Annotated in this window: 14 protein-coding genes; 5 read left to right on the top strand and 9 right to left on the bottom strand. The window is 61.0% G+C overall.

Features of this window, described 5'->3' with window-relative positions; translation table 11 throughout:
* The first annotated feature begins 314 nt into the window (after window positions 1-314).
* Window positions 315-974: an MBL fold metallo-hydrolase gene (locus B5F33_RS01660; protein WP_239284655.1), complete on the top strand. Its 660-nt coding sequence runs from the start codon at window positions 315-317 to the stop codon at window positions 972-974.
* A gap of 104 nt (window positions 975-1,078) precedes the next feature.
* On the opposite strand, the gene B5F33_RS01655 is transcribed toward B5F33_RS01660, so the two are convergent.
* From B5F33_RS01655 to B5F33_RS01645, 3 genes are all read right to left on the bottom strand, one after another.
* Window positions 1,079-2,170, bottom strand: a complete 1,092-nt coding sequence (locus B5F33_RS01655) for an iron-containing alcohol dehydrogenase family protein (protein ID WP_087410041.1) — start codon at window positions 2,168-2,170, stop codon at window positions 1,079-1,081.
* A 312-nt stretch (window positions 2,171-2,482) separates the two neighbouring features.
* Window positions 2,483-3,526 (bottom strand): DUF5131 family protein, encoded by a 1,044-nt coding sequence (locus B5F33_RS01650; protein WP_087410040.1) that lies wholly within the window; start codon window positions 3,524-3,526, stop codon window positions 2,483-2,485.
* Between the two features lie 742 nt (window positions 3,527-4,268).
* Window positions 4,269-5,048 (bottom strand): 4Fe-4S binding protein, encoded by a 780-nt coding sequence (locus B5F33_RS01645; RefSeq protein WP_087410039.1) that lies wholly within the window; start codon window positions 5,046-5,048, stop codon window positions 4,269-4,271.
* 147 nt (window positions 5,049-5,195) lie between these two features.
* Here B5F33_RS01645 and B5F33_RS01640 point away from each other — a divergent pair, with 147 nt between their 5' ends.
* Window positions 5,196-5,714, top strand: coding sequence for an Rrf2 family transcriptional regulator (locus tag B5F33_RS01640; RefSeq protein ID WP_087410038.1), 519 nt, complete (start codon window positions 5,196-5,198; stop codon window positions 5,712-5,714).
* Window positions 5,715-5,804: 90 nt separating this feature from the next.
* Here the strand turns inward: B5F33_RS01640 and B5F33_RS01635 are convergent, their stop codons facing one another.
* Window positions 5,805-6,473, bottom strand: coding sequence for an alpha/beta hydrolase-fold protein (locus B5F33_RS01635; RefSeq protein ID WP_087410037.1), 669 nt, complete (start codon window positions 6,471-6,473; stop codon window positions 5,805-5,807).
* Window positions 6,474-6,597: 124 nt separating this feature from the next.
* Here B5F33_RS01635 and B5F33_RS01630 point away from each other — a divergent pair, with 124 nt between their 5' ends.
* Both B5F33_RS01630 and B5F33_RS01625 read left to right on the top strand, forming a co-directional pair.
* Window positions 6,598-7,044, top strand: a complete 447-nt coding sequence (locus tag B5F33_RS01630; protein WP_087410036.1) for an Rrf2 family transcriptional regulator — start codon at window positions 6,598-6,600, stop codon at window positions 7,042-7,044.
* A 79-nt stretch (window positions 7,045-7,123) separates the two neighbouring features.
* Window positions 7,124-7,870, top strand: a complete 747-nt coding sequence (locus tag B5F33_RS01625; protein WP_239284654.1) for an acyl-ACP thioesterase domain-containing protein — start codon at window positions 7,124-7,126, stop codon at window positions 7,868-7,870.
* 362 nt (window positions 7,871-8,232) lie between these two features.
* On the opposite strand, the gene B5F33_RS01620 is transcribed toward B5F33_RS01625, so the two are convergent.
* The 4 genes from B5F33_RS01620 to B5F33_RS01605 all read right to left on the bottom strand — a co-directional run bounded on the left by B5F33_RS01620 (window position 8,233) and on the right by B5F33_RS01605 (window position 11,337).
* Window positions 8,233-8,796, bottom strand: a complete 564-nt coding sequence (locus B5F33_RS01620) for a flavin reductase family protein (protein WP_087410035.1) — start codon at window positions 8,794-8,796, stop codon at window positions 8,233-8,235.
* Window positions 8,797-8,972: 176 nt separating this feature from the next.
* Window positions 8,973-9,326, bottom strand: coding sequence for a helix-turn-helix domain-containing protein (locus B5F33_RS01615; RefSeq protein ID WP_087410034.1), 354 nt, complete (start codon window positions 9,324-9,326; stop codon window positions 8,973-8,975).
* A gap of 263 nt (window positions 9,327-9,589) precedes the next feature.
* Complete coding sequence (locus B5F33_RS01610) at window positions 9,590-10,468, bottom strand: aldo/keto reductase (RefSeq protein WP_087410033.1); 879 nt, start codon at window positions 10,466-10,468, stop codon at window positions 9,590-9,592.
* An 11-nt stretch (window positions 10,469-10,479) separates the two neighbouring features.
* Window positions 10,480-11,337: an aldo/keto reductase gene (locus B5F33_RS01605; RefSeq protein ID WP_158095273.1), complete on the bottom strand. Its 858-nt coding sequence runs from the start codon at window positions 11,335-11,337 to the stop codon at window positions 10,480-10,482.
* A 182-nt stretch (window positions 11,338-11,519) separates the two neighbouring features.
* On the opposite strand from B5F33_RS01605, the gene B5F33_RS01600 reads away from it, so the two are divergent.
* The gene (locus tag B5F33_RS01600) at window positions 11,520-12,389 is read left to right on the top strand and encodes a LysR family transcriptional regulator (protein ID WP_087410031.1); all 870 of its coding nucleotides are present in this window, start codon (window positions 11,520-11,522) and stop codon (window positions 12,387-12,389) included.
* A 785-nt stretch (window positions 12,390-13,174) separates the two neighbouring features.
* Here B5F33_RS01600 and B5F33_RS01590 read toward each other — a convergent pair.
* The gene (locus B5F33_RS01590; protein ID WP_087410029.1) at window positions 13,175-14,200 is read right to left on the bottom strand and encodes a PTS system mannose/fructose/sorbose family transporter subunit IID; all 1,026 of its coding nucleotides are present in this window, start codon (window positions 14,198-14,200) and stop codon (window positions 13,175-13,177) included.
* Window positions 14,201-14,204: the final 4 nt, after the last annotated feature.

Below are 14,204 nucleotides of genomic sequence, written 5' to 3'. Positions count from 1 at the left end.
TCGTGATTGTTGCCACATAATGGCAGTTAACAGGCCCACAACCGACTCGAAACACGCGCAACGAACCTGCAACACGCCGATAAACAGGTACACATCGTCGAGAAACAACCGAGCAATGCTCCGGAAACATCGGCGTGGCAGCAAGCAGCCGGGGCGAAGTGGCCCCGGTACGTCGACGCCGTCGCCCATATGCGGTGCGACGCCGTGCGTCTCACAACGTATATGTGAATGTGGCCCCCTTCGCGCGCTACCGCGACCAGCGGCGAGCATGTGGGTACATAGGGGAAAAGCGCATCAGAACGTAAGGAGCTGGCATGAGCACCATGAACCTCGACCGCGTCCGCGTACTCACCCACAGCAGCATCCGCATTCAGACCGCCGCGGGGACCGTCGTGTATTTCGACCCGTACAACATGCGCGACGCCGCTCACGATGCAGACATCATCTGCATCACCCACGCCCACTACGATCATTTCTCGCCTAAGGACATCGCACGTGCGGCACGACAGGACACGCAGCTCGTCGTGCCAGCATCGATGGCAGGCGAGGCCCCACAAGCTGGGCTTGCCGCCATCCACACCATGCAGCCGGGAGATTCCTTGCGCCTCGCCGACGTTGAACTCGATGCGGTTCCCGCCTACAACGTCCAGCCCGAGCGCCTGGGGTTCCATCCCAAGTCCAACGCGTGGCTTGGCTATGTGCTCGCGGCAGACGACATGCGGTACTACGTTGCCGGCGATACCGACCAGAACCCGGACAACATGCAAATCCCCTGCGACGTTACCCTTGTTCCCATCGGCGGCACCTTTACGATGGACCCCGCACAGGCGGCCGCGTTCGTCAATGTACTGCAGCCCCGAGCAGCCATTCCTACGCACTACGGCAGCGTGGCCGGCAAACCCGAGGACGCCGAAGCGTTTGCCGCGTTGGTCGACCCATCTATCCAGGTCGCTATCAAGACGGAGCAGCTGTAACGAGCACGGGCAGCCGGATGCAAACAGCGCCCGGGCGCACGCGCGCTGTCAGACGCGAATGCGCAGCCGGACACAAGCGGGCAGCCGGGCGCGGCCAATCGGCGCTACTGCGCCAGGAGCTCACGACCAAACGCATCGGCGTCTTTGATCGCCTGGATGAAACGCGCCGACTCGATGGGCTCGGGCTTCTGCTGCTTCCACTCGTTGCTGTGCTCTGCGTACTGCTCAAGCTGAGGCAGCGTATCCTCGCCCAGGCCGATCTCGGCTAAGGTCACCGGCAGCCCAAGCTTCTTGTTGAAGGCAGCATAGCGCTCAAGGTTCGCCCGGTCGTTCGCATAGGCAAACAGTACCAGCACGCCGAAGGAAACAATCTGCCCATGCAGGTAGGAACCCTCGCGATGGATGCCGGTCGTACCGTTATAGAACGCATGCGCGATGGTTGAGTTGTAATAGAAGTCCGGCTGGTTGGTGAGGTTCGACACATAGCCGGTGTTGATGACGATGTCAAGAGCGATGCGCTTCACCGCTTCGCTCGAACGGTTGGCACGCACGTCGTCAAGTCCCTGCTCGCCCCAGCAGAACAGCGGCTCGGAGCACGTATGGGCCAGCGAGAGGCCCAGCTCGGCCGTCACGTCGAGCTCGTCCTTGCTCGTCGCATACTCGACTTCCGGCTGCTTGGAAAGCGCATCGCCAATGCCCGCCCAGAAGTATTCCTCGGGAGCCTCGGCAATGACCTGCGGATTAATGAAGATGTGCACAGGGCACGGCGGATAGGCGTAGTGGCTCATGCTGCCGTCGTTGTTGTATACCACCGCGATAGCCGTCGCAGCAGAGCAGTTAGAGCAGATGGTCGGCACCGAGAAGACGATCTTGTTGAGCTCGTGTGCCGCGGTCTTCACCGTGTCGATGGCCTTGCCGCCGCCGATGGCAAACGCCACGTCGGCATCGCGGAACGCAGGGTTGTTCACCAGGCGGTCGATGTTATCCTGCGTGCACTCGGTGCCGTATACGATGGTGTCGGTCACCTCGATGTCCGTCTGCGCCACCGCCGCCTTGATACCAGGGGCCGCCGCCGCAAGCGCGCGCTTACCTCCGGCAAGCACGATTTTCTTCACGCCAAACGTGGCCAAGGTCTCGGGAATCGCATCGAACGCATCGTCGCCAACGGTAAAGTCGCTCATGTCTACTGTACGCATAACACACCCTGATTTCTTACGCTTGATTCCAATGAGATCGCTGAAGCTGTTGTTGCCAACACCGTTGTAAAGTTTAGCCATTATACGAGGACCATGCCGGCAATGCGCGAGCAACGTCGATGACATGCAGCGGTAACAATCGCTCTCGGCCGGATGCTCCCTTCGGACGCGCGCGATGCCTTGGCATGTTGATGCAGCGGATATTCGCGCGAGTCGCCTTGGCGTGCCGACATGCCAGCATGGAAGCTATTCGCGAGGTCACCCCGGCGTGTCGGCATGACGCCATTTGCACGCAGGGCCTTGGTGCGCCGGCTACTCGCACCTGCCACATCGAGCGCAACCGTTGCAAATGATCTGTTGTCCGCACTGCGAACAACGCTCAATCCATTGCGGGCGGTAAAGCTCGTCGTTGGGGATCTCCATACCCAAGGGGTCGGTGAGGTGCCACTCGATGGGCCTGCCGCGAAAACTCACCCCGGACTTGCGTGCCTGCTCGCTCTGTAAGCGATGGCTGGGCATGCGATATGTCCGGCCATCTTTTACAAACACGCTGCCCGTCTCGATAAAGGCGAAGGTGATATGGTGATCGCGACACTGCCCGGCCAAGAGCTGTACCCAGGCAAAGTCGCACGGACGCGCACCCTCGTAGTTCTCGCCACCGCAGATTACCTGCTCAATGCCACAGCTGCGAACGATTACGTCATCGACGCCTTCCGCGCTGCCGTCCGCTTTGTATGGCCCGCGCGCCTCGTACGCCCTGTCTGCAGAGCCGGTCGCGAGGGTTGCGGGCATCTCGGGGGTCGCGGTCACCGTGCCTTGCCGATCCGCTTGGCACGACATGCGATACGCATCGCCGGCGGCAAGATAGCGCTCTATGTCCACCTGCCCGATGAACGGGGCGCACATGATGCCCTTATGACGCGCAGGCGTCGCCAGCAACATGGGAATGCGCTCGTCGGCGCGGCGCTGGTTTTCGCAGGTCACATTGAGCATCACGTTTTCCCAGCCGTCGCCCCAGTCCTTGGGAAGACACGTAACAAATCGTTCGGGCCGTTTGGTGAGCAGCCAAAACCGCACGTCGGGCCGCTCGCGCGTGATGTCCCATGCCTCGTCGCGCCAAGGGTCGGCCTCATCCACAAAGAAGTCCGAGGTCATGCATACGCGGATGAGCTCGCCCGCGCGCACTTTGGGCAGCCCGTCGCGGGTGCGCGAAAGCGGGTACCGGAAGCCCGCCTTGTTGCGACGGACCTGTCCGCCGTCGAGGCCGCGCCAGCGGTCCATGGTAAACATGTAGCAGTTGTCGCAGCCCTCGCTGGCCTTGCGACATCCGTGCCAGGGGTTCCAGATATCGTGCATGCGGTATCCCACCCCCTATTCTGAGCCCGACCTTTGCTGGGAACACTGTACGCCATTGGCCCCGAGCTTTGCGCGAAGACTGGGTGAGCCCACGCCGCGGGACGGGGCGAGCGATGGTCGAAAAGGACGCCTCCTGGGCACGAGTGGCGTAGCGCCGCTTGCTCTGCGGTCAAAAAGGCGGTCCGCTGGGCAGGAGCGATGCGACGTCGCATGTTCCGTGGTCAAAAGCGGCGCCGCCTGGGCAGGCCGATGAGACCGCGGGCGCGCCAACTCGGCCGAATCTCACAATTCGTACCCAAACGACATGGCTTTTGACCAGCCAGAGCTCCTCACCGCAAACCCCGTACCCAGCGGAGGACTCTTTTGACCACTCAACCCGCGCAAGTAGACGCGAGCTACCCAGAGGACGAACCTTTTGACCATTCAAGCCACAAAGACAGGCATAGCCTGCCCAGGAGGCGGACTTTCTGACCATCTGCCGACAAGGCCGCGGTAGGAAGCACGCCGGGCCACCCGCGCTCATGCGGCAAGCCAGCACAAGCCGCCCGTCCCTCGAAGCAATGCGAACGAGCTCGATGCGCCGGGGAAACACCGATTAAAGGCTTTCACGCCCGGGGCCGCCGCGGCGAGGCGGATGCGGCCGAAGGCGAGGAAGGCACGATGGGGCTGCGCCGACGCAGCCTGAGGCCGCAGGCGCCCGGCACGGCGGGATCGGGCGCGGAATGGTTTGATCAGTGTTTCCCTAAAGGTAAAGCTCCGGCTCTTTGCGCGTGGAGCACGCCTTCTTGAGCGCGAGCGATGCGGCGGCAAGCATGGCACCGTTGAGTGCACGCGCCTCGTGCGGGCAGACCGACACACACCGCATGCAGCCGATGCACGCGTCGCTCTTCACCTTCTTCGGATCGCTGGGGTCGATGGCCTGAACCGGGCAACGGCGAGCGCACAGGCCGCAAGCGACGCACGCCGAGGACGCCTTGGGCACCATGCCCTTACCCGCCTTCTTGTACGGACGGTTGCCGGGAATGTTCGTCGGCTCTTCGTCTGCGTGCTCATCCTGAAGCTTCTGAGCAATCGCAGCCACCATGTCCTCGAGAGCCTCGCGGTCTTTATCGTCGGGACGGCCGGCGGCATATTGATGCATCATCGAATGCTCGGCGATGGCGGCCATTGCCGCGACGACCTTAAACCCTGCCGCATGAGCTGCGTCTTCCATCTCAACAAGCGTATCTTCATAGGCTCGGTTTCCATAGACACACACCAACACGCAGCGCGCGCCGGCACCCTTGACCTTCGCCAGGCGCTCGGTTGCAGGCGCGGGAACACGTCCGCCGAACGACGGCATGGCAATAACGGCCACATCGCCCGCGTCCAGCGTCATCGCCGAGAAATCCGCATGTGGATTGGACAAATCGATAGCCGAGGCGTTGTCTCCAACACCGTGCTTAACCAGCGCATCGGAAACGATGTCTGCAACGCGCTGAGTTCCACCCGTAGGACTAAAAACGATCTGCCGTACTGCCATAACGCCCCTCCTGTCGTCGTGCATGTCGAGCGTGGCGCCCTCTAACGCCACCGGCATGTAAAGTTTAGATTTACATCAGTGTATGCCCTGTCATGTTGTAGTGTCAATAATGACAGCTGCAGGTTTTTGACCAGTGGGGAGGAACGTATGCATATTAGTGTGAAATGCTCCGTCGCCCTCCACTGCCTGATCTTTATCTCCGAATACGGCGAGCAGAGACGCGTCACGAGCCAGCTTCTCGCCAAATCGACCGGGGTGAATCCTGTCACCATCCGCACCATCCTAAGCGCCCTTAAAAAAGCCGGCATCGTCGAGGTGCGCCCCGGCACCGGGGGCGCCACGCTCGCTCTCCCGCCCGAGCAGATCGACGTCTTCACCGTGACCAAAGCGCTTGAACCCGATTTTCTCTCCAAGCTTATTGGCGTTCACGCCTCGCCGTCCGATCTCTGCCCGGTGGGGCGCAACATCCACGAGGTGCTCGACGACACGTATGAGACCGTGCGCGAAGACCTCTGCCACAGCTTGAAAGGCATTACGCTCGCAGACGTGCTCGCCCGGTATCAGGAGACGCTTGTGCAAGAAGCACAGGGTGAGCGTGATGGGTCGTCAGCGGAGGCCGGCTCCTGTGTATCGTCCGATGTCGGAGACATGTCCGCGACAGTTTGACGGCAGCCTGCCGGGTATCGAGCCAAGCCGTGAGGTCAAGCAGCTGCGACCGGCGGCCTCCTAACCTGCACGGGACTCGCCTCGTGTTAGCTACATCCCGCAGGAATCAAGAGCGGAAAGACCAGCAGCAAGGCGCTCGGTGTGATGCTGCATGTGGTTGCCAGGGCCCAGCACATAGTCGACCGCGCATCCATGCTCGCGACACATCTCGGCACAGGCCTCCATGTTGTCCTGCACACTTCGCATAATGTGCGGACCAGCCTTACATTCCTTCTTGCCCAGCGAGAAATACACGTAGCGCCCCGTGCCCTCGAACGACTGCGCCCGAAGATAATCGAGCCAGCCCTCGTACCACAGCGAACCGGAAAGGCATGCGCAAGCATCGAAGCGGGCGTCGCACGTAAACGCATAGAGCGCAAAGAGCCCACCGAGCGAATACCCGCAGATGGCGCGCCGGGTGGGAGTCAGGCGGAAGCGTGTCTCCAACAGGGGAATCGCTTCACTCGCAAGTTCGGCAAGCGTCGTTGCCGCTTTGCCGCCAAAATCGGCATCGCCTGCATGCAGACCCGGTGCGGGCCACGGCGTCAAGCTGTCGTTCCAGGAGTGCACCGGCACACGCACGACATGCGCCGCAAGCCCCTTCGCCGCCGTCGCCACGTCAAAAGGATGCTCTGGCAGATCGATCACATACGTGACCTGCTCATCGTGCCCACCCGTGCCTGCGACCAGCTCGGCATGTTCTACATCGACATAATCCATAGCGCTCCGACCTCCGATAAAAATGATATCGGCATCTGTCGATACTTCAAGGCTGTTATACTTGATTCAACAGCAACGCATCGCGTTATGTAAACATCGTTAGAAAGCTGCAAGGGGAAGATTCATGGCGTACTCGACCAAATTGAGCGATGCCCTGCACGTGCTTGCCTACGTCGCGATGCAGCAGGGCGAAAACCTCTCAAGCGAGACAATCGCCAGAAGCCTCGCCTGCAATCCTTCGAGCGTGCGCCAACTCATGGGCAAACTCAGGCGCGCAGGACTTATCGCCAGCACCACGGGACACCCTCGCCCCCGCTTGGCGCGCGCTGTCGACGCTATCACCATGCTCGACGTCTATCGCGCTGTTGAGGGCGAAAAGCCGCTGCTCCACCTGGACACGCACACCAACCCCGCCTGCGGCATCGGTGTGAACGTTCAGTTGGTGATCGGCGAGCGCTTTGCCGCCGTTCAGCACGCCGCCGAGAAGGCCATGGTGACGGTGACCCTCGCCGAGATTATCGAAGCCTATCGGCAACGGACCTCGGAGCTTGCCCCTCCCCCGGCACAGTAGGTTCACGCGACACGGAGCATGCGGCGGCTGTAATGACGCGCCGCGCCGCATGCGCCACATTCATCTTAGGAGCACTATCATGTTCGAGCAAAACGAGCCGGCAACGGCCATGTCCCCCGACGCGACGTTTTCCTTCGACGCGCGCGTTCGCTATAGCGAGGTCGACCACCGAGGCCTCCTCACACCGGCCGCGCTCATCAACTACCTGCAGGATTGCACCATCTTCCACTCCGAGCATGTCGGATTGGGCCTTGGCCAGCTTAGGGAGCGGGAACGCGCGTGGGTGCTCTCGCATTGGCAAATCGTGGTCGACCGCTATCCATCGTTTTGCGAGCCTATCACGGTCTCTACGTTTGCTAGCAAGTTCAGTGGACTGACCGCCACGCGCTACTTTACCGTCTGCAACGCCCAGGGCTCCTATCTTGCGCGGGCGAAGTCGACTTGGGCATTTATCGACGTTGCTAAGGGACGTCCCACGCGTCTGACGCCCGAATACACCGAGCCGTACGGCACGCGTGAGCCAATCGACATGCCCACCGAGGCGCGAAAGGTCGCGCTGCCCGAGCACCTTGAGGACGGCGCCCCCATTACTGTGTGCCGGCACCACATAGATACCAACGAGCACGTCAACAACAGCCAGTACGTCCAGATGGCACTTGAGATGCTGCCGCGCGAGGTGTCGCCTGCGCAGATCCGCGTCGACTACCGCCGCGCCGCCGTTCTGGGAGACGTCGTCTACCCACATCTTGGCCGTGACGAGAGCCGCGTCGTCGTGGACCTCACCGATGCGGACGGCGCATCGTACGCCACCGTCGAGCTGCAGTAACCTGCCTTTGGGGACGCGCCTTCGCCATTGGGGACGGATACAAATCGCCATTGGGGACGGGTACGAATGACAGCTAGCAGCTGCTTCGATAGCGACAGGGCAGAGCCGGCTGCCTGGAGTGACAGGTCCATATTGGGAGGCGCCTTGAGCGAAAGCTGTCATTTGTACCCGTCCCCAATGGCAGAATGGCCCCAATGGAACAGGTCCGCCGTGTCACGCTGTCCGTTTTCTTGGACGAACGTTCTCATGAATCGATGCAATAAACGTCCGCCGGGCGGAGTGCCGTGGGAAGTCGCACGCACCCGAGCGGCAAACGTCGCCCGCTACCATCTGCGCCCAGCGAACGCTCTGGTTATCCCCTGTTACTCCATGAGCGTGCGGCCGACCTTCCACGCGCCACCGACTTCCTCGCCCACCACGCGGTAGGTCATGTGCGCGGCATCGTAGACGAGCGGCTTGAACTTGCCGAAGTCCACCTTGCCGTCCTCGTCCAGGATTGACTCGTCGACCAGCGTATTCACGATCTTACCGGTGATGCGAGCGCCGTTTTCGTCGCCCTGCACGTCGGTGACCTCGCACTCCATGGTGAGCGGGTACTCCTCGATCACGGGCGCGTCCACGTGCTCTGATTTCGTGAAGGTGAGGCCGCTCTGCTCGGCCTTGTTGACCTTGTTGCCCGTCGCGATACCGAAGTAGTCGGCGCTGACCACGTTCGCCAGGTCGGCCGGCGCCACGGTAAAGGCGCCCTTCTTGACGATGTTGGCCGTGGTCTTGTGGCTGCCGATGTTGAAGCAGATCTCGTGGCGGCTGCACTCGCCCGCCCATGCCGCGTTCATAGCGTTGGGCACGCCGTTTTCGTCGTAGCTCGCAATGATGAACACCGACTGCGGGAACAGCTCGCCCGCGTTACCCAGGCTCTTTTTCATGGAAGCTCCTCTCTCTAACCCGGGTTTTCGCCCGGGCTGGTCTACCACGCCTTGAGTATCGTATGCATGCGCGCGTGACGCTAGTACGGTCTTTTAGGTGAGGTACTTACCTTGACGTTAGTGTTCTTGTCCGCTCGCGGCTTGAGGTCGTTGCGGGCTTTAGGTCGTCGAGAGCTTTAGGTCGTCGAGAGCTTGAGGTCGTCGCGGTGCTGTTCACCCCAATCGCACATGCTGTCCAAAATCGGCATAAGCGACTGCCCGCGCTCGGTCAAGCTGTACTCCACCTTGGGCGGAATCTGCGGGTACTCCTCGCGATGCACCAGGCCGTCCGCCTCCAGCTCCTTGAGCGTGGCGCTCAGCGTTTTGTATGAAATGGTCTTGATGTAGCGTTTGAGCTCGTTAAACCGCACCACTCCATACCCCGCCAGCGCGTACAGGATGAACATCTTGTACTTCCCCTGGATGAGCGACATGGTGTACATGAAGCCGGTGTCCTCAAGGTTAGCATCGTCGATGCAGCAGGGCTCCATAGCGCACTCCCCCATGTAAGCACTTGCCTTTTGGATAGTATCGTACTTAATTGTACGTACTTGTCTCTATGATAACGCTCTCGTTCAGTCCATTGAGTCCATTGGGGACGGGTACAAATGACAGATTGTTCATCTAAATCAGCCATTTGTACCCGTCCCCAATGACGAATGCAGTCTTGCCGAACGAGGCCCGCAGGCGATAGCGGCAACGCGCGCACCCAGGGAGCCGGTCAGCGTAATGCGCCAGCCGGCTCCTGCAGGTATTAGTAGAGCGTTGCACCGCCGAGCTGTTGCTGACGCACGAGGTCGCCGAGCAGCCACTTGATGGTGGATACGTCGAAGTGATCGAAGATGCGCGGGAACGACGGGTCCTCGAGCGTCGCCACCTGTGCCATATCCTCATCCGTGAGCTCAAAATCGAAAACGTCGAAGTTCTGCTCCATGCGGTCGCGATGGGTGGACTTGGGAATGACGATTACGCCCTGCTGCAAGAGCGCGCGCAGCACCACCTGCGCGGGCGTCTTGCCATAGCGCTCGCCCACAGCGGCGAGCACCGGGTTCTGGAAGATGCCGTTTCTCCCCTCGGCAAACGGTGCCCAGGCCTCGTGGGCTACGCCGAGGTCGTCCATATTGGCATGTGCCTCGTGCTCCGGGCGGAGCGGATGCGTCTCGATCTGGTTCACCGCCGGCTGTACCTCGGCAAGCGTGCAGAGGTCTACCAAACGCTCCGGATAGCAGTTGGAGACGCCGATAGCACGGATCTTGCCCGCATGGTAGGCCTCCTCCAACGCCCGCCATGCGCCGGGGTAGTCGCCCATGATCTGATGCAGAAGCATGAGGTCAAGATAGTCGGTGCCGAGTGCGCGTAGGCTCTCGTCGATGGAGGCCTTGGCGCGCTCGTAGTTCATGTTTGAGACCCAAACCTTGCTGGTGATGAACACCTCGTCGCGCGGAATGCCGCTCTTGGCCACCGCGGCGCCCACGCCCGCCTCGTTGCCATAGGCCTGGGCAGTATCGATGAGGCGATAGCCCACCTCGAGCGCCTCGGCCACGCAGCGCTCCGTGTCCTCGGGCGGGGTCTGGTAGACGCCGTAGCCGAGCATCGGCATCTCGACGCCGTTGTTGAGGGTCTTGAACATCATGGCAATCACTCCTAGATCTGCTTCGAATAATCGTTCTGCGCGAGCACGAATGCCGGCGCCTCCTCGGGCACCACGTAGTAGGGGTGCTGCGGGAGGGCGTTCACGCGCGCCATCTCGTCCGCCGTGAGCTCGAAGTCAAAAACGTCCATGTTCTGGCGCAGATGCTCGGCACTCAGCGTCTTGGGGAAGACCACGTCGCCCTCTTGCAGCGCCCAGCGGAGGATGACCTGCGCCACGGACTTGCCGTGAGCCTGCGCGATGTCCACGAGCACCGGTTCCTCCATGATGCCCTTGTCACCGTGACCAAAGGGGTACCAGCCCTCGAGCGTCACATCGCCGAGCCCCATCTCGGCCAGCTGGTGCTTGAGCTCGTGCTGATTCCAGTAGGGGTTGATCTCCACCTGCAGAACGGCCGGCTTGATGGTTGCGACCTTCATGACCTCCTTAATCTTGTGGACGGGGAAGTTGGAGAGGCCGATGGAGCGAACCTTTCCCGCCTTAACGGCCTCCTCGAGCGCAGGCCATGCCTCGGCGTAGGCGCCGTACGGCTGGTGGAGCAGCAACAGGTCGAGATAGTCGATACCCAAGCGCTTCAGCGTGGCGTCGATGTCGGAACCGCACTGCGCGGTGGTGTAGCTCTGCGGAAAGAGCTTGGACGTGATGAAGAGCTCCTCGCGCGGGGTGCCCGTCGCCTTGAGGGCTTCGCCGAGCGCGACCTCGTTGAAGTAGGCGTTTGCCGTATCGAAATGGCGATAGCCCGCCTCGATGGCCTCCGGGACCATGTGGCGAATCTCATCGCCGGTCATCATGTACACGCCGAATCCCAGTTGCGGAATGGTGTGCCCGTCGTTCATGGTGATGTACTGCATCGTGTATCCTCCTTTGATTATTTGCATCTCATGCATAGTTTCTGTCGATATTCAGCTGATGTAAAATGCAATTTGATACAGTCTTTATGCGTTGCATGCATATGCTACAGGCGAGCGGGGTCGGCGGAACGCATGCGGCACCGTGCGCGGCACCCGGGCACCCGCAGGAGGAAACGAAACCCATGGAACTTGAACAGATGCGGCAGCTGGACGCCATCGAGCGCGCCGGTACTCTGTCCGGGGCAGCCGCGCAGCTTCATATATCCCAGCCGGCCCTGAGCCGGTCGGTCCAGCGCCTGGAAGCCGAGCTTGGCCTCGAGCTCTTTGATCGCGATGGCCGTCGCATGGTCTTGAATGATGTGGGGCGTGTTGCCGTTGATTGGGCGCGCCAGATCCTGCGCGACGAGCACCTCATGCGCGAAGTGATCGCCGCCGCGGGCGCGCGAGCCCGCACGCTCCACGTGGGCGCGGTTGCCCCGGCTCCTCTCTGGCGGCTCACGAGCTTCATGGTGGAGCGCCTGCCCGAGGAGACGCTCACCTCGGAAATCATGCGGGATGAGGAGATTCGACGCGGCCTTGCGGACGGCACGCTCGACCTCGGTATCGTTGCCAGCGATCCCGCGACGCCAGGGGTGCTCTCCTGCGAGCTCATGCGCGAGAACCTCTCCGTGGCACTGCCGCCCAACCATCCGCTCGCCGCGCGGCGCGGCGTCACCGCGGCCGACCTCGACGGGCAGACATTTCTCATCCTCACCGACATTGGCGTCTGGCGCGATGCCGTAGATGCCGCGCTGCCTCATGCCACCTTGATCGATCAGCGGGACCGCGCGGTCTTCGCGCAGCTCGCACGCACGACGCCACACTGCCTGTTCACCACCGATGCTCCCTATCTTGAGGCTAGAATGCCCGGACGAGCCATCGCCCCCATCGACGAGCCGTGGGCGCACCTCACGTTCTGGCTCGTTGCACGCGCTGACGCAACGGGCGAGGTCCGCCAGCTCTTCGATTGGGCGCAGGGGCACGCGATGATGCCATCGCAACGCAGCGTGTAAGACCACACATGAGCGCAGCTCGGCACGCTGTCTTGTTGTTCACAGTCATACGGTCAATTGGGGACGAGTACAAATGGCAGCAATGGCCACATTCGATAGCAGTAGGGCTGTACCGGTGGCTTGAACCAGTAAGCCCTCCGATTTGGGAGGGGTCCGACGTGATTGAAATCTGTCATTTGTACCCGTCCCCAATGGCACAACATGCACCATTGGGGCCGTGCCATTCGCCATTGGCAGAAAAACTACGACTTGCGAAAGCCCCTCTCGAAAAGTGAGCTCAGGGGCTTTTTTGCAGGTACGAGCTGTTCGCGTCTCAGATAACGACTCATCGTGCGAACAACTTCCGCCCCGTCATCAACCACAAACGAAAATGTGCGGCCATCATCCAGGCAAATCTCGACGCTGCGAACAAAGTTCCCGTACGCGTCCGCCCGCACCACCGAAATCGAGCCCCAGGGTACCTGGATGTATCCCCTGCCTCCTCGCTGACGGAATTCGACACCAGACCCGCCGAGCATCAGGAGACCGCGCTGTGGAAAGAACGGAGAGAGGAACGCGTGGGCTCGGACATATAACTCAACGCAGGCATTGAGCATTCCGGGATCTCGCATGGCACGCATGCTTCCACGTACGGACCCATGACCCTTATCGACCGCGCGGTGCTTAGGACAATGTGCATCCCCCGATACGCTGAGCTTCTCTGACATCCGCATGTTTGCTCCTGTTCGTCTTACTGTGCGCGTGCCGGGCGGCCTACAAACCGCCCGGCACGCGCTAAACCATCGCTAGAAGATGCCTACGAAAGCGCCGATGACGCCGACGACAAAAAGACCGCAGATGATTGCAATGGGATTAACCTTCTTACGCAGCAAGAACAGACACAGCATGGTGAGCGCCAGCGGCATAAGACCGGGCAGCAGGGAGTCACACACGCTCTGAAGCGTCGTGGTCTGCATGAGGCGCACGGGTGCGTCGGGATACGCGGCGGCATTCGTCAACGCGGTGTAACCATTGGACAGCATATCCTGGATACCGCTGAACCCATTGGTGAGCGCCTCGGCCGTCAACTGTCCGCCGCCGTTGATAAGGTCAAGCAGTGTCGTAAGGCCGGGGAATTTCTCGGCCACCGCTCCCATGTCGGTTGACGAGAAAACGATCTTCGAAAGATCAATCGACGTCCAGCGGGGAATGAGCACGCCCATAATAAACATGCCAAGAACCGACGCACCCATCGTGATCTTCTGCATGATGCCGCCCGACAGATCGGAGACGATGTTGCGCCCCTGCTTGTAGCCGAGTTCCTGTGTGTACCAGGTAAATGCCATACGCACGACGTTCCACACAACAAAGAACACCACGGCACCCATAATGCTGCCGGAAAGCGCAAGAGATGCAGCAAACGCGCCAATGATCGGGCGAAGCGTACCCCAGAATACCGGGTCGCCCACACCGGCCAGAGGACCCATCATGCCAATCTTCACGCCCTGGATCGAAGCGTCGTCGATATCGGCGCCATTGGCACGCTCTTCCTCAAGTGCCATCGTAACGCCCAAGATAGGCGAGGCGAGGTACGGATGCGTGTTGAAGAACTCGAGGTGACGCTTAAGGAACGCCGAGCGATCGGCCTGATTGGGATAAAGACGCTTGACGACAGGAATCATACTAAACGTGAATCCCATGGTGATGAGGCGCTCGTAATTGTTCGAGGCCTGCATAAAGGTGCTTCTAAGCCACACGGCGATTCGGTCGCGCTTGGTGAGATGAAGCTGCCCTGCCTGTCCCGTGACAGGCGCAGTCTGAGTAGTTGACATCGTA

It is taken from the genome of Collinsella sp. An2 (assembly GCF_002160065.1).
GTDB lineage: Bacteria > Actinomycetota > Coriobacteriia > Coriobacteriales > Coriobacteriaceae > Limicola.
This window is presented reverse-complemented; position numbering and strand designations above follow the sequence as displayed.

Excerpts from the sequence above, each read along its gene's own strand:
- B5F33_RS01660 (WP_239284655.1), top strand. The coding sequence starts at position 315 with ATGAGCACCATGAACCTCGACCGCGTCCGCGTACTCACCCACAGCAGC.
- B5F33_RS01655 (WP_087410041.1), bottom strand. The coding sequence starts at position 2,170 with ATGCGTACAGTAGACATGAGCGACTTTACCGTTGGCGACGATGCGTTC.
- B5F33_RS01650 (WP_087410040.1), bottom strand. The coding sequence starts at position 3,526 with ATGCACGATATCTGGAACCCCTGGCACGGATGTCGCAAGGCCAGCGAG.
- B5F33_RS01645 (WP_087410039.1), bottom strand. The coding sequence starts at position 5,048 with ATGGCAGTACGGCAGATCGTTTTTAGTCCTACGGGTGGAACTCAGCGC.
- B5F33_RS01640 (WP_087410038.1), top strand. The coding sequence starts at position 5,196 with ATGCATATTAGTGTGAAATGCTCCGTCGCCCTCCACTGCCTGATCTTT.
- B5F33_RS01635 (WP_087410037.1), bottom strand. The coding sequence starts at position 6,473 with ATGGATTATGTCGATGTAGAACATGCCGAGCTGGTCGCAGGCACGGGT.
- B5F33_RS01630 (WP_087410036.1), top strand. The coding sequence starts at position 6,598 with ATGGCGTACTCGACCAAATTGAGCGATGCCCTGCACGTGCTTGCCTAC.
- B5F33_RS01625 (WP_239284654.1), top strand. The coding sequence starts at position 7,124 with ATGTTCGAGCAAAACGAGCCGGCAACGGCCATGTCCCCCGACGCGACG.
- B5F33_RS01620 (WP_087410035.1), bottom strand. The coding sequence starts at position 8,796 with ATGAAAAAGAGCCTGGGTAACGCGGGCGAGCTGTTCCCGCAGTCGGTG.
- B5F33_RS01615 (WP_087410034.1), bottom strand. The coding sequence starts at position 9,326 with ATGGAGCCCTGCTGCATCGACGATGCTAACCTTGAGGACACCGGCTTC.
- B5F33_RS01610 (WP_087410033.1), bottom strand. The coding sequence starts at position 10,468 with ATGATGTTCAAGACCCTCAACAACGGCGTCGAGATGCCGATGCTCGGC.
- B5F33_RS01605 (WP_158095273.1), bottom strand. The coding sequence starts at position 11,337 with ATGCAGTACATCACCATGAACGACGGGCACACCATTCCGCAACTGGGA.
- B5F33_RS01600 (WP_087410031.1), top strand. The coding sequence starts at position 11,520 with ATGGAACTTGAACAGATGCGGCAGCTGGACGCCATCGAGCGCGCCGGT.
- B5F33_RS01590 (WP_087410029.1), bottom strand. The coding sequence starts at position 14,200 with ATGTCAACTACTCAGACTGCGCCTGTCACGGGACAGGCAGGGCAGCTT.